This window comes from Vibrio sp. 1457, from assembly GCF_033340195.1.
GTDB classification, from domain to species: Bacteria; Pseudomonadota; Gammaproteobacteria; order Enterobacterales; family Vibrionaceae; genus Vibrio; species Vibrio alginolyticus.
In genome coordinates, this window is the sequence record NZ_JAWOWA010000004.1 from 37,572 (window position 1) to 51,290 (window position 13,719).

Below are 13,719 nucleotides of genomic sequence, written 5' to 3' on the forward strand. Positions count from 1 at the left end.
CCACGTGCTCGCTTTTTGCGGGCACTACTCTCCTACTCAGTCAACCCAGTTTCAAACGCATATTTTGCTAACTCTGCCGTCGAATGTAAGTCCAACTTGTGCTTAATGTTATGGCGATGCGTCTCTACCGTTCGATAACTAATATTGAGTAAAGTGGCGATTTTCTTGCTGCTGTTTCCTTGAGCAACCAATTTAAGTACCGCTTCTTCCCTGCGGCTGAGAGGATTCGTTTTTTGCGTGGCAGGCACCACTTCTTGGGTAAAGAGTGTTTGTGTGACGGACTCACAGAAATACGTCGAGCCTTGGTTCACCGTTTTTATTGCTTGCACCATTTTCTCGGCCGAGATTTCCTTGAGCATATATCCTACGGCACCAGCTTGCATGACCTTCATGATGTACTCGCGATTATCGTGCATGGTCAACATAAGTATTTTGCTCTCTGGACGCGCTTCTTTAATTACACCTGTCGCTTCAATACCGTTCATTATTGGCATGCTGATATCCATCAATATGACGTCCGGTTGCAAGTGCTTTGCGACCTCTATCGCTTCCAAGCCATTACTTGCTGTACCCACCACTTCGATGTCAGGCTCTAACTCCAAACGAGCCATGAAGCCATCCAATACTACTTGATGATCATCGACAATCACTACACTAATCGGTTTATCCATAAACTATTTCATCCAAATTAAGCAGCACAGTAATCTCTGTTCCCAAGCCAAGCTCACTCATTAGCTCAAATTCACCACCGATGAACTCTACACGCTCTTGCATGTTCCTTAACCCAATCCCTTGTTGGTGCACTGCATGGTTAACCACAAATCCAACCCCATCGTCACGTATGAGTAATTGCAGCATATTGCCCATTTTTTGCAAAGTAACCGTTACTTTTTTCGCTCGCGCATGTTTTTCAATGTTATTCAAAGACTCCTGAGCGACGCGATATAGCGTCGTTGCGACTTCCGAAGTCAGTTTGTGCTGCTGAGTATCGAAATTGCTCTCGATATCAATCCCAGAATGGGAATGAAAATCCTGTAGCAAGGTCGTCAGTGCTGCTTCTAAACCGATATCATCGAGGGCGCTTGGACGGAGCTGATGAGAAATATGCCGCACCTCATTTATCGCGGTGACGAGCGATCGTTGTGATTTATCTAAGTGGGATTTGAGTTTTTCGTCTTCAAGTCTATGACTCATTAAGTCTAAATGACATTTACTGGAGACTAACAACTGATTGATTCCATCGTGCAGTTCTCGCGCTAAATGCTTTTTCTCATCTTCTTGGAACATCACGGTTTTATGTGCCAATTCTTTCAGGTTCTTATCAGCGAGGCGATGCTCGTGCAGATTGATCGCCAAAGTGAGAACAATGATTACAGCAACGGTCACCGCTAAGATCACGACGACTGAGAAAAATGTCGTTTCGATATTTTTGTTCACTGCCGCGCGCATATTGGCGACTTCTCGGCTGACATCCTCAATATACAGCCCAGTCCCTATCATCCATTCCCACTTATCGAGCCATGCAGCGTAACTAAGCTTAGGGACAACTTCACCTGTAGATGGCTTTTGCCACAGGTACTGATGAAATCCACCACCTGATTGCGCTTGATACAATAAAGCTTCGATTAAGCGATCGCCATTTTCGTCTTCAAGATAGAGTAAGTTTTCCCCGACAAGCTCCGGAAGAACTGGGTGTACAAGGTTGGTACCATATTTATCATAAGCAAAAAAATAGCCGTCCGACCCATAACTCAAACGATTTAAAATCGCTTTCACACGCGTTTTGGCAACACTCTCTTCTAAAGTCGGATCGTTGTAGATGTAAGAAATGGAGTCAAAAGCGACGTCGACCGTATCTTTCAGCGCCGCTTCTTTTGATTGGATCAAGTTTTGATGAAAGATCTCCACCTCCCTTTTGCCAAGGGTCTTGGTTTGATAGATAGAGATCCAGCTGATACTCGCTGACACCAATACCACGGGTATCAGTGTCAGCAGAATTAACTTTGCTTTGAGAGGCATCCCTTCCCTCCATGAAACGCTGCCTTTACAGCTTACTATCTTAGCAGTACAAACGAATCGATTGTGTCTGCATAGACATAATTAACAGCTTAACAACTTGTCTCAAAAGGTAAAAACTCTCAGTTCACAAAATCTCTTTATTATCGAGTGATTAACTCATACCGTAAAAACCTGGGAAAAACAGCAAAGACGCCAACACAACAATCTGAATCGCGATGAATGGCATCACACCTTTGTAGATATCTCGCGTAGTAACCCCTGCTGGAGCGACACCTTTTAGATAGAACAAACTAAAGCCAAATGGCGGTGTGAGGAACGACGTCTGTAAGTTCATCGCAATAAGAATCGCAAACCACGTCATATTAATGCCCATCAATTCAGCGACTGGCGCAATAATTGGCACGATGATAAAACAGATTTCAACGAAGTCGATAAAGAAACCTAAAATCAGAATCACCACCATGGTAATAATAAGGAATCCCCACTTTTCACCCGGCAGTTCTAACATCCACTCTTCAACTAAATAATCACCACCAGTGTAGGTAAATGCCATTGAAAAGGCGGTCGCACCAAGTAAGATCGCAAAGACCATTGCGGTTACTTTAACTGTCTCTTTTGATGCATCATAAATCATCGACCAACTAAACTGTTTATACAATAGTGATAAAATTATCGCACCTGCACCGCCCAGTGCCGCTGACTCTGTTGGTGTTGCAATCCCTGCAAAGATGGAGCCCAATACCACGATGATCAATGCTAAAGGTGGCAATACAGCTTTCAGTGCGGTGAGCACTTCTTGTTTACGACTGATCGACTCATCGCGCTCTATCGCCTGTGCGGCTTGAGGGTTCAACTTCGCGTAGATGAGAATATAGATCACATAGGCGCCAACAAGTGTAATACCGGGCCAGATCGCAGCTTGAAATAGGTCCCCTACCGGTACGCCAAGTACATCACCCAACAAGATCAACACGATAGAAGGTGGGATAATTTGGCCCAACGTGCCAGACGCACAAATAGTCCCACACGCTAAACCTTTGTCGTAATTGTACTTGAGCATCACAGGAAGAGATATTAAGCCCATCGCAACAACTGATGCGCCTACCACACCCGTTGAAGCCGCAAGCAATGCGCCAACTAACACGGTAGAAATAGCGATACCACCGCGAACGCCACCGAACAAACGCCCCATTGATTCTAGTAGCTGTTCAGCAAGCTTCGTTTTCTGTAGCACTAGCCCCATAAAAACGAACAGCGGTACGGCCATTAGCACCGTATTTTCCATAATGGACTGAATTCGATATGGCATAAAAGCAAACATCTCGATGCCTTCAGCCCAAACACCAAAAATCAGCGCGATACCACCAAAAGTAAAGGCAACGGGAAATCCCAATAGAAGCGCAAAGAGCGCAACAAAAAACATCACTATACCGATCATAATGACTTCCTTTTACGACTTACCGTTATTACCGGCATAGATGAGATGAGGGTTGACAATTTTGTTGATTGAATGAAGTAACAATCCAATACCACTCACCGCCATAAAGAAAAATGACAGCGGAATCATCGCTTTGATAATCCAACGATATGGTAAGCCACCTGGGTCACCAGACGTCTCGCCTAACGCGTAACTTTCCTTGGCGAAATCAATACCAAACCAAGCTACCAGTAGGCAAAAAGGGAATAAGAAAAATAGTGTGCCTATGATGTCGATGATGGATTGTGCTTTGTAAGATAAGCGTTCATAAAAAATGTCGACGCGAACATGGCCACCGGACTTAATTGCGTAAGGCACACCAAGCAAGAACACGGCAGAGAATAGATGCCATTCCATTTCTTGGAATGCGATAGACACATCATTAAACACGTAACGCATGACAACGTCGTACACAACGTTTGCTAACAACAAAATAAACAGGATGCTGGATAACCATCCGAGAAAATCGCTAAAGCGGTTAAATAATCGCTCAATATAAATAAGACTTCTCATTCCGAACTCCGTGGAACGTTTAGATGCGCTCCGCTATAGTGCGGAGCATTCATTATGAAGTTTTCTTGGGCTTCGATAGCAGGCTAAACCTCTTGGCATCGCCTGCTTCATAACGTTATTGTTGAGCTTGACTGTTTAAGTACGCTCGGTGCGAAATATCTGACCATGGTCGAACTTGATTCATATAGTTCGCTTGTGACTCTTGAATCTCTTTCGCCAAAGCATCTTTTTCTGCATGTTCTTTCAACAAACGATCGTTTGCTTCTCGCAACGCAGCTACGACTTCAGGTGGGAAATCTTTTACTTCAACATTTGGGTATTCAGACTTAATAGATGCCCAGTTTTTGCCGCTTTCGTGTTTCGATTGCGTGTACATATCGTAAGCGGCCGTTTTCATGGCTACTTGCAAAATCGCTTTTAGATCATCAGGTAGACGGTTCCAGGTGCGCTTGTTAACGAGGAACTGAAGCTCAGTCGCTGGCTCATGCCAACCTGTGTAGTAGTAAGGCGCGATTTTGTGGAAGCCCATACGTAGATCCAGCGATGGACCAACCCATTCCAAGGCATCAATTGTGCGACGCTCTAGAGAAGTATATAGCTCACCAGGGGCGATATTCGTTGGCTTGGCACCTAACTCAGCCAAAATCTCACCAGCAAACCCTGGGATACGCATTTTCAAACCCTGTAAGTCCTTGACGGACTTGATCTCTTTTTGGAACCACCCGCCCATCTGAGTATCGGTATTACCGCCAGGGAAAGACATCAAGTTATGTGGAGAGTACACTTTTTCCATCAGCTCCATACCACCGCCGTAGTAAAACCATGCATACTGCTCAGTTGGCAACATACCGAAGGGCATAGAAGTGAAGTAAAGTGTGTTTGGAACCTTACCCTTCCAGTAATAAGACGCTGAGTGGCCCATGTCATACTGACCCGACTTAACCATATCAAACACCCCAAAAGGCGCTTTATGCTTGTTTGCGGAATCAATGCGGATTTGCAAACGTCCGTTGGACATCTCTTCCGCCATTTTGGCCATGTTTTTTGTGGTATCACCAAAAATTGGGAAATTAGGCCCCCAAGTTTCAGCAAGCTTTAAACGATAGACTTTTTCAGCAGCGTTTACAGAAGTCGCTGCGAGTGCCATCGCGGCAGCGACAGCGGTTGTTTTGAGCACTCGTTTTAAAGATTTTTGGATTAGACTCATCGTTCACGTCCTTTATCACCAAGGTTATTGTTGTCATCCATTTCATTAGGATTGGCTGTATTCGGTATAAAAGATGTAACAATGTTGTCTAATGCGAAATGGGCATGAACACGGAAGCGAGTAATTCATCAATAAGGCATTAGCCTAAGGTATTACGTATAAGTACGTAGGATAATCGTCATGACAAAAGACTGTTAATAGCAAAATCAATAAATTATATTTTTATCTATGAATAAAAATAAAAAACAATACGTACGTATTTTTCTGCCAAAAAATTTACATAGTATTTAAGAAAATGTGACAAACCACTTATTGGCAGTGTTAAAGTCAGTACTTAATGCATTATTTCCAATGCCAAGATAAAAAAATACCTCGGCATCGGCCGAGGTATTCAATCCAGAACGGTAGCGGTAATTAAACTGCTTTGTAGATAACTTTGTTACCTGCTAACTGCTCTTTTTGAACTAGGTTTTCTTCAAGAAGCTTCTTTAGTGCGCCAGTAGCCCATGATGCCGCTTTAGTATCTTCTTGACCTGCAGCTAGACCGATGCCTTTAGGGTTAATACCTTCAGCATTCGCCATAACGATGTCTAATACTTGTTGTTGCTTAGGAGTAAGGGCAACATCAACTGTTTTCACTGCAGCTACTTTTTTATCAGCTACTACTTTCTCCGCAACAGCTTTTTCAGCAACAGAAGGTGCTACTGCTTTTTCCGCAACAGGCTTCACTGCTTTAGGTGCTGCAGCTAAGTTTGCTACTGTCGCTTTAATGCGTTTTTGCAGTTTCATCTGCACTTTACGCTTATGAGCAAGTCTCATTGAATATTTCTCCAGTTCACTGCATCTCAGCAGGGATGAAAATTTGAAGCGCGTTTTATACCAAAATTCACAAGCAATTTGTAGGTTTTAGCGGCGAAACGCGATGAAAAATGCGCTCAAAGCATAGAACGTCTACTATTTAATCAGATATTTTATGAACGGATTTATTGAATACTGGGTATAAAAACAGAGGTTTGTTTTATTTTAAATGCAAATCAATGCACATAAAGCTACCCACTTATTTTTGGACAAGTATTCGATGAGGTTATAAGCATGGAAACGCTGCACCTAACAAATTCACATTTCAAACCCGACTCCCCTATCAACAGAATACTTTTGTTGCTCGTTGCACTCATCACTTTGTTTTTGGTTGCCATTTCTCCGGGATGGAAGCAAGCCATGTTGTCGGTCATTTTGATGTCTGCAATCGTTGGTTTCGCCATCTTGATGATTAAGAAAAGCCAAGTCACTTTTACGCTGACAGCTTCTCACTTTCAGCAACACCTTTTTAAAGGAGGTTGGGTCGTCCGATGGCGAAATATTGAGTCAATCGGTATTTGTAGCTACCAACAGGAAGGGTGGCACCAACCGCTACCTTGGATCGGTATTCGTCTAAAACACTACTCACCCTACTTAAATTCAATCTGCCCTCGTATAGCGACAGAAATTCTCCTCAGCCAGCGAGCACTGCTTTACTTAGGCGCGAAACAAAATCAGTGTGAAGATAAGTTTGAGGATATGGTGCTTGACCCTAAACCGTATATAAACAGAGATGGGATTGAGTACAAAGGTTTGTTAGCGATGCTCGCCAACCGGATGAAGTATCAGAGAGGCTTTTATGGCTACGATCTATTTATATCAGCAAGTGATCTAGATCGTGAGGCTGAGGATTTTGTGGGACTGACTCGGCGATACTTAGCTGCCGCCGAGCCAGAATAATGCTTAGTACACGCACTTTTAGTAAAGCGGCATCTCGTCAGCAACGAACGGGTTAGTTTTACGCTCATGACCGAAAGTCGATTGAGGGCCGTGACCAGGGACAAACGTGACATCATTGCCTAAAGGCCACAATTTCTCTTTGATAGAGCTAATCAACGTATTGAAATCGCCTTGTGGGAAGTCAGTTCGACCAATGCTACCGTTAAACAAAACGTCACCCACAAACGCTAAACGCGCTTCTTCACTGTAAAGCACAACGTGACCAGGTGTATGACCAGGTGTGTGGAATACGTTCAGCACTTGATTACCAAAAGTGACAGTGTCACCCTCATTTAGCCATTGGTGCGGTTCAAACGCTTCTGTCAGTGGGAAACCAAACATTTGGCTCTGACCTTCCAAACCTTGCAACCAGAAGTTATCTGCCTTGTGAGGACCAACAATCTCTGTACCGCCAAGCAGTGCAGACAGCGGCTCCGTGCCACCTACGTGGTCCAAGTGACCGTGTGTTAGCACTAGGTTTACCACGTCAACACCCAGCTCTTTGATAAGCATAGCGAGCTGCTTTTCATCGCCGCCTGGGTCAACCACAATACCTTTCATGGTTTCGTCACACCAGACAATAGAACAGTTTTGAGAGAAAGATGTTACTGGAACAACTTGGTATTTCAGAGCCATAGATAACCTATACCGAATAAATTTGCGTGAAAACTGCCGCAACTATGACACTAAGGCCTAGCGACTTCAAGCTTTGAACTGTGGGTAATCGACGACGTTCTGAGACTAGAAACCTTGTCTCAACTGGCACTACCAGGAACGAACAGCACCCGTATCGATATGAACAAAGTTACTACCTGGATAATAACCCACGCCACCGGCTTTTAGGCTTAATGCAGCATCACGAACCGTTGAAAGCTTCACGCCATCTAAACGGAAATCAATGGCCTTTCCTTCCATGTGCATGCTCTTTTTCGCTACACGAGAAGACCCGTTGCGCAGCGAGGCGTTAGTGGCAGGAGAACGGTAACCTGAAATGACGATCACCTCTGCTTCTGTACCAATTAACTTTTGAATTTGACTTATTTGATCGAACAAGCGTCTATCCATGGGATGAACCTCATTTCGTCGATGGTCTCGACAAAACTCATTCAGCCTTTGAAGTTCATCATTAATGTATCGTTTTCCATCGAAATAGCATGTTTCGAGGATCTCTCCAGTATTAAGATTGTTCATCGCCAGCGCACGTGGCTCGTCAGGGAGTGAAGCCCAAGAAAATGATGGCAGGGCAGACGCCAACACCACACCACCAGCGGTCATTTTAAGGAAATCTCGGCGGGAAAAGTTACGACCTACCATTTCAAAATACAGTGCTCAACAACTAGACAAGTCGTGGACATTAACCAAACACATTTGTCACGTCAAATGCATAAAACGCTCCATCTTGATTTTCAGATGCAGTAATTATTGCTTAATTATTGAACGAAAAGAGAATTCTTCGTTTTGTAAATTTTCCTTAAAGATTTCAACTGCGGTGATCGTACTTATAGATATCATCACGGTAGTAAAGCGTTCCCTCTTCCAACCATGCTGTTTGATAAATGATGTGTACTTGAATGCGCTCTCCCAAAGGAACTGACGTGTTAGACCGACGAGAACTTTCTCGCTTTTTCGCTAAACGTTCTTCCAACCCCTGAGTTTTGAACAGAAGTTCTGCTAACTGGTCTGCATGTTCTACACGAACACATCCTGAGCTGAATGCGCGTCTGTCCTGTTCAAACAAGTTCTTACTTGGCGTGTCATGCAAATAAATAGCTTGTGGGTTAGGCATATTGAACTTGTACAATCCCAGTGCATTTTGTAAGCCCGACGCCTGTCGCATACGATAAGGAAATGTTCTCGGATTCACCGTTGCCCAATTGATGGTTGTAGGGTCAATAATTTCGTTCGAAGTCCAAGACCGAATGATTTGAATGTTATGGTTAATCAAATACATCGGATTACGTTTTACTTTAGGAATAATGTCTTTAACCATGATAGTCCAAGGCACGTTCCAAGTTGGGTTGAGAATAACTGAATCCAGTGCTACCGACATGATGGGCGTTTTTCTTGATGCTCTCCCTACCACAACTTTAGACTCAAACAAGGGTTGACCGTCATGCCAATACGTGACTTCGTATCCAGGCACGTTAACAAAGACAACATTATCCCTTTCTTTCGACCAAATTCTTGAACGCTCAGAATTCAACGCCAGCAGATGCAATCGCTCTTGAGGAGAAAAGTTGATCCATCGAATGGTATTCGGGCCGATAACGCCATCTTCTTTCAAACCATGAATACGCTGGAACTCTTTTATCGCAAGCTCTAATTGTTCGTCATATTCTTCAGTGACTAAATCCAAGTAAGAAACATCTACGCCTACGATCTCCATTCGCTCAATCAATAGGGGTCTGTTTTCTAATATATCGCCAACACGTGCTAGCCCAGTTTGTTGATAGGCAGGATATTGGTACTGAGAATGTTCCGATAGCGAAGAATAGGCGGAGTAGAAAGCATCATCTGTTTGTAATGGAGACCGGAGACTTGCCAAAAACTGACCAAGTTTGCCAACCGTAATCTCATTACTCAGAACCGATAAAGTATCGATGCTAGGAGCGGGTAACGTAACATGGGCTTTGTCTGTAAATAGCCAATTAATCCCTTCTTCGGGGAGTTGCTCAAGATAACTAAGGTACATCAAGAGTGAATCTGTCATCACTAAATCGAAGTCGAGATTATCTCCCTGCCACCTTACTTGGTTTATCCGGTGAAGTTGATTTTCGAATTCATCGGTGACATCCGCAAGTGCAACCAGGTTTACTTGAAAAAGAAACTGCTCAATATCACTTTCATTTTCCCAGTTCAAACGGTAATTGGTGCTTTGATACAGTTGATCAATAACCTCTGGATAATGGATCATTTTTTCTACAGACAGCTTTTGTACCGCTCCCTCTTGCTCGACTTGCGCTGAAGCTTCGAGAGAAACGACGGTGGAAAAGCTGCAAAACGGCACCAGAAGTGCCGTCATGATTAAAACCCTAGCAAACACTGAAATGATCCTTGCGCTACTTGCCATAATAAAAAGTATGGCAAATATCTCACAGCTTGCAGGTTTAAAATTAAGAATCTGATGCCGAAAACGACAACAAAACTCTCTATAAGTAATTACTCAATGATCTTTCTAGATAATTCTCGACCAATGGTTGTCCCATTGCACTCCGCTTGCGAAGGTACTTTTTGACTCTTCAGGCCTTTGCTCTACCACTTTTCCCGCCCCAGAGCTGACTCGGAACTCATCGCCATAGACCACAACACCGGAGGCATCTGGTAACGCACTTAGCTCGACCAATTTGCCCGTAGATTTAGACCATATACCATAGCAACTGCCCGGAGGCGAAGTGGCTAAGATCCATTCATCGGTTGCTGCAATACTCGCAACGTAGTGATTGAAACGCGCCCACTCTTCAGGCTCAGCTTGAAGATCTTGCATTTCACCACCACGCGTGTGCATGGCGATCAAGGCTGGATACTCGTCCGGCTCACCACGATATTGCTGACCACAAAGCACGGTTTCCGCACCATCATGAGCTAAATGGCGAATACTCAACTTATGATCCGGTAAAGACACTTGATCCAGTAGCTCACCCTTCTGTGAAAGGTAACTCAGGCTGGGTTTCATGCTATCAAGATTGAGAGGTTCACGACCGTTAGTGTGTACGCCACCGACGCCAATCGCCAATACACCATCAGGCATCATGATCACTTCATGAGGACCAAGGCCAAAACCCGTTAACTCATCAATCTTTTGATATTGCTTCTGCACATCATAAACACCAATGATCCCGCGGCTTGTCCCCCTCTCCCCTTCTGTGGCAAATAGCAACGTACCGTCATGGGAGTAAACACCATGTCCGTAAAAATGACGATTTGGCGTTGCTAGTTGCAGTTTGATCATCTGCTCTGAGCGATAATCAAACACCATGAAGAAAGTACCAGGTCGACGACCAAAAACTACGGCGTGGCCTTGTTGGTTGGTTGCTACACCGTGACCACGCTCAGGAATCGGCAATGAAGATAGCGGCATACCATGCTCATCCGCCACCACCGCTGCGAATTTATCTCGACCAATGATAGAACAGCCGATCAACGCAGGTTCACGTGAGCTTGTTGAAGCACAACCAAATGGCATCATAGGTATAGCCGCCCCGAATAGAGCGGCTTTCAGCAAGGTTCGGCGGGTTTGATCAGTCACCATCGGTTGCATTAAATCCTATAACTACGCCAAGCTCGATCGCCACTTCTTCGTGAATCAGGTACTTCAATTGCTCTAGCTTATTGTATTGAGAGAGCACCATGCGATAGCCTTCTTTTGTTTGTAGTGCAGCAAACAAGCTCTTATCTTCTGGCCAAGTTTCTAACGCCATTTCAAACTGATGAACGACACGGTCTGCGAGATCTGCATAGCCTTGCCCTCTAAGTAGCGCATCTAAACCATTCCCGTTAGCAAAGTACAACGCTTCCATCCCTTGAAGGTTGGCTTTTAAGTTTGAAAGCGAGGTCTCGGAACGCCACGATTCTGAGAAATACGGGCGAGGCTTACCAATCTTCGCTAGCGGTCGGCTCAACTTCTTCATGCTGTATTCAAGCTGATTCGAGAGCAGTGAAATGTACTCAGATTCCCATTCCGTCATCTCTAGCGATTTCCAAGGGTTCTCTGCCCAAGAATCCGCGATGATCTGCGCTTTGTCATCAAGGTTTTCAGCAATCGAAACGCCTGTCGCACAAGTATTGCCGTTGCTAGATAAGGTCGACGCTTTATCGTAAAGCAGCCATTCCAATGCACCTAAACCTTGTACGGTGACACTTTGGGTGGAGATATCTTCTACACTCCAAGCTTGATCAGATTTTGTCAGTACGGACATTTTACGACCAGTGGTGTTCTTTTTATCTGGCCAAAACTGAACATTCCAGCTTTGCTCCAGCGCCGTAGCAGGGCCACGTTCTTGACCTTGTAATGCCATCCACGCAAGCATAGTTTGATGCCATTGCTGTTTTACTTGTGCATCATCTTTCGACTCTGATGCGCAGTAATCCGCGAAGCGCTGTTCAAGTTCTGTGGTTTGCGCTAAAAACGTCTGAGCTGATTGAAACTCGACCTCGTACACGCTTTGAGAAATATGACTTGTACTCTCAGGCTTGGCTGAGCTCGAACCGATGGTCGATTGGCAACCAACCAAACTTAACGTTGCGGCAATCGCACTCACTAATAGTGTTTTTTTCATGGTTGCTTCCTTATAGAGAATTCAGAAACGCAATCAATGCGTCACGTTCTTTTTTGTTCAGTGCTAAGACGTTTTGTTTCGCCGTTTCAGCTTCGCCGCCGTGCCACAACACCGCTTCCATCAGGTTACGAGCGCGGCCATCATGTAGAAAGTAAGTGTGTCCGTTTACTTCTTCGGTATAACCAATGCCCCATAGCGGTGCTGTTCGCCACTCGCGGCCGTTTGCTTGATATTCCGGACGGTTATCGGCTAAGCCTTCACCCATGTCATGCAAAAGCATGTCGGTGTATGGGTGGATAAGCTGCTCAGAAAGCGCTGGTAACTCTGGTCGCTTCGCCGTTTTAACACTGGTTTTATGGCAGCTTTCACAACCAGACGCAGCAAAGATTTGCTGACCAAGTTTCACGCTAGGCTCATTGATGTTACGGCGAATAGGTACGGCTAAGTGTTGGCTGTAAAACTCTACGAAGTCGAGAATATTTTCACTCACTTCAGGTTTGCCGCCATTTGGCATGTCGTCACAAATGCTTTGTTTCGAGGTACAGTTTTCATTTGGGAATAAATGGCTCGTAAGACCCACATCACCATTAAATGCTGCTGCATTTTGCTGCATTAGCGTCGGTTGTCCTGCTTTCCAGCCAAAACGACCAATCGAGAAGTCGTCCTTTTCAATATCCCACACCTTATTGACTTTGCCTGAGATACCGTCTTTGTCGGCATCTTGTTCATCAGCCCAAGCAAGTAGCGTTTCGTCGGGAATACTCTCCAACAAACCAAGGCCGATCATTGGTGGTGCCACGCGTGCTGAGAACTCGGTATCTGGGTGCATATCGCCGTAACCCAGATCGGTAATGTTCAAATGAGGTTTTCTTAGCGTCACCGTCGTACCGTCTTTAAATTTCACTGGGACATCGGTGTAAGTGATTTCGATTTTGCCTTCTGGCGTTTGATCTTGCAGAGCGAAATCTTGAAGCTGGCCACCATAAGTCGGCTCAGGTATGCCGCCATCTTTGATGTAAGCTTTCTTTTGTTCTGGCGTCATCGCAGGAATGCTTAAGCGCACTAACATAGACACGGCATGTAAATCATCTTTCTCTGGCGGATGACCACGACCGTCTTTGATGTGACAATTCTGACAACCATTGGTGTTAAAAAGCGGGCCTAAGCCATCACGAGCGTCCGTTGACGCTGGCGCTTGTACCCAAGGGTTACGGAAAAAGCTGTTACCTACGCTAAAGTCGAGGCGTTTGCTCATTGGCAAGTTAGCAGCAGGAAGAGAATAGGCATTCGCGCCGTCTTTTTTAACACTGGTTTTGCCACCGGACTTAACATCGTAAGCCATGGCAGAAGAAGAAAGGATCGCGGCTAGCGCAGAAATTAGGTATGGCTTCATATCATTGCTCTACATAGACAACAAGGGTGATAACAAC

Annotated in this window: 13 protein-coding genes; 1 reads left to right on the forward strand and 12 read right to left on the reverse strand. The window is 44.7% G+C overall.

The features are described from left to right. Positions 1-32 precede the first annotated feature (32 nt). The 6 genes from R7Z41_RS05445 to R7Z41_RS05470 form a co-directional block, all read right to left on the reverse strand. Positions 33-671: a response regulator gene (locus R7Z41_RS05445; protein WP_005376875.1), complete on the reverse strand. Its 639-nt coding sequence runs from the start codon at positions 669-671 to the stop codon at positions 33-35. Next, positions 664-2,019: a cache domain-containing protein gene (locus R7Z41_RS05450; protein ID WP_005376873.1), complete on the reverse strand. Its 1,356-nt coding sequence runs from the start codon at positions 2,017-2,019 to the stop codon at positions 664-666. Before R7Z41_RS05450 ends, R7Z41_RS05445 begins: the two co-directional genes overlap by 8 nt. Before the next feature lie 151 nt (positions 2,020-2,170). Further along, positions 2,171-3,457 carry a TRAP transporter large permease subunit gene (locus R7Z41_RS05455; protein ID WP_005376871.1) on the reverse strand — a complete coding sequence of 429 codons (1,287 nt, stop codon included), beginning with the start codon at positions 3,455-3,457 and terminating at the stop codon, positions 2,171-2,173. 12 nt (positions 3,458-3,469) lie between these two features. Beyond that, complete coding sequence (locus R7Z41_RS05460; RefSeq protein ID WP_005376869.1) at positions 3,470-4,009, reverse strand: TRAP transporter small permease subunit; 540 nt, start codon at positions 4,007-4,009, stop codon at positions 3,470-3,472. 115 nt (positions 4,010-4,124) lie between these two features. Next, positions 4,125-5,216 (reverse strand): TRAP transporter substrate-binding protein, encoded by a 1,092-nt coding sequence (locus tag R7Z41_RS05465; RefSeq protein ID WP_054577022.1) that lies wholly within the window; start codon positions 5,214-5,216, stop codon positions 4,125-4,127. A 414-nt stretch (positions 5,217-5,630) separates the two neighbouring features. Beyond that, complete coding sequence (locus R7Z41_RS05470; RefSeq protein WP_005376863.1) at positions 5,631-6,035, reverse strand: hypothetical protein; 405 nt, start codon at positions 6,033-6,035, stop codon at positions 5,631-5,633. A gap of 273 nt (positions 6,036-6,308) precedes the next feature. Between R7Z41_RS05470 and R7Z41_RS05475 the strand changes: the two genes are divergently transcribed. Further along, entirely contained in the window at positions 6,309-6,974 is a 666-nt protein-coding gene (locus R7Z41_RS05475) for a DUF2982 domain-containing protein (protein WP_005376857.1), read from the forward strand. A gap of 18 nt (positions 6,975-6,992) precedes the next feature. Here R7Z41_RS05475 and R7Z41_RS05480 read toward each other — a convergent pair whose 3' ends face one another. The 6 genes from R7Z41_RS05480 to R7Z41_RS05505 all read right to left on the reverse strand — a co-directional run bounded on the left by R7Z41_RS05480 (position 6,993) and on the right by R7Z41_RS05505 (position 13,682). Further along, complete coding sequence (locus tag R7Z41_RS05480; protein ID WP_005376855.1) at positions 6,993-7,649, reverse strand: MBL fold metallo-hydrolase; 657 nt, start codon at positions 7,647-7,649, stop codon at positions 6,993-6,995. A gap of 129 nt (positions 7,650-7,778) precedes the next feature. Next, positions 7,779-8,327: a DUF882 domain-containing protein gene (locus tag R7Z41_RS05485; protein ID WP_225477571.1), complete on the reverse strand. Its 549-nt coding sequence runs from the start codon at positions 8,325-8,327 to the stop codon at positions 7,779-7,781. A 166-nt stretch (positions 8,328-8,493) separates the two neighbouring features. Beyond that, positions 8,494-10,035: a murein L,D-transpeptidase gene (locus R7Z41_RS05490; RefSeq protein WP_005376852.1), complete on the reverse strand. Its 1,542-nt coding sequence runs from the start codon at positions 10,033-10,035 to the stop codon at positions 8,494-8,496. A gap of 153 nt (positions 10,036-10,188) precedes the next feature. Beyond that, positions 10,189-11,271, reverse strand: a complete 1,083-nt coding sequence (locus R7Z41_RS05495) for a DUF1513 domain-containing protein (RefSeq protein ID WP_025998733.1) — start codon at positions 11,269-11,271, stop codon at positions 10,189-10,191. Further along, the gene (locus R7Z41_RS05500) at positions 11,252-12,289 is read right to left on the reverse strand and encodes an imelysin family protein (RefSeq protein WP_017636116.1); all 1,038 of its coding nucleotides are present in this window, start codon (positions 12,287-12,289) and stop codon (positions 11,252-11,254) included. The genes R7Z41_RS05495 and R7Z41_RS05500 overlap by 20 nt, the downstream gene beginning before the upstream one ends. Positions 12,290-12,299: 10 nt before the next feature. After that, positions 12,300-13,682 (reverse strand): di-heme oxidoredictase family protein, encoded by a 1,383-nt coding sequence (locus R7Z41_RS05505; RefSeq protein ID WP_206970697.1) that lies wholly within the window; start codon positions 13,680-13,682, stop codon positions 12,300-12,302. Positions 13,683-13,719: the final 37 nt, after the last annotated feature.

What these genes read in the sequence shown, in the direction of transcription:
- R7Z41_RS05445 (WP_005376875.1), bottom strand. Translation starts at nt 671, where the DNA reads ATGGATAAACCGATTAGTGTAGTGATTGTCGATGATCATCAAGTAGTA.
- R7Z41_RS05470 (WP_005376863.1), bottom strand. Translation starts at nt 6,035, where the DNA reads ATGAGACTTGCTCATAAGCGTAAAGTGCAGATGAAACTGCAAAAACGC.
- R7Z41_RS05465 (WP_054577022.1), bottom strand. Translation starts at nt 5,216, where the DNA reads ATGAGTCTAATCCAAAAATCTTTAAAACGAGTGCTCAAAACAACCGCT.
- R7Z41_RS05450 (WP_005376873.1), bottom strand. Translation starts at nt 2,019, where the DNA reads ATGCCTCTCAAAGCAAAGTTAATTCTGCTGACACTGATACCCGTGGTA.
- R7Z41_RS05475 (WP_005376857.1), top strand. Translation starts at nt 6,309, where the DNA reads ATGGAAACGCTGCACCTAACAAATTCACATTTCAAACCCGACTCCCCT.
- R7Z41_RS05490 (WP_005376852.1), bottom strand. Translation starts at nt 10,035, where the DNA reads ATGACGGCACTTCTGGTGCCGTTTTGCAGCTTTTCCACCGTCGTTTCT.
- R7Z41_RS05505 (WP_206970697.1), bottom strand. Translation starts at nt 13,682, where the DNA reads ATGAAGCCATACCTAATTTCTGCGCTAGCCGCGATCCTTTCTTCTTCT.
- R7Z41_RS05500 (WP_017636116.1), bottom strand. Translation starts at nt 12,289, where the DNA reads ATGAAAAAAACACTATTAGTGAGTGCGATTGCCGCAACGTTAAGTTTG.
- R7Z41_RS05455 (WP_005376871.1), bottom strand. Translation starts at nt 3,457, where the DNA reads ATGATCGGTATAGTGATGTTTTTTGTTGCGCTCTTTGCGCTTCTATTG.
- R7Z41_RS05485 (WP_225477571.1), bottom strand. Translation starts at nt 8,327, where the DNA reads ATGGTAGGTCGTAACTTTTCCCGCCGAGATTTCCTTAAAATGACCGCT.
- R7Z41_RS05495 (WP_025998733.1), bottom strand. Translation starts at nt 11,271, where the DNA reads ATGCAACCGATGGTGACTGATCAAACCCGCCGAACCTTGCTGAAAGCC.
- R7Z41_RS05460 (WP_005376869.1), bottom strand. Translation starts at nt 4,009, where the DNA reads ATGAGAAGTCTTATTTATATTGAGCGATTATTTAACCGCTTTAGCGAT.
- R7Z41_RS05480 (WP_005376855.1), bottom strand. Translation starts at nt 7,649, where the DNA reads ATGGCTCTGAAATACCAAGTTGTTCCAGTAACATCTTTCTCTCAAAAC.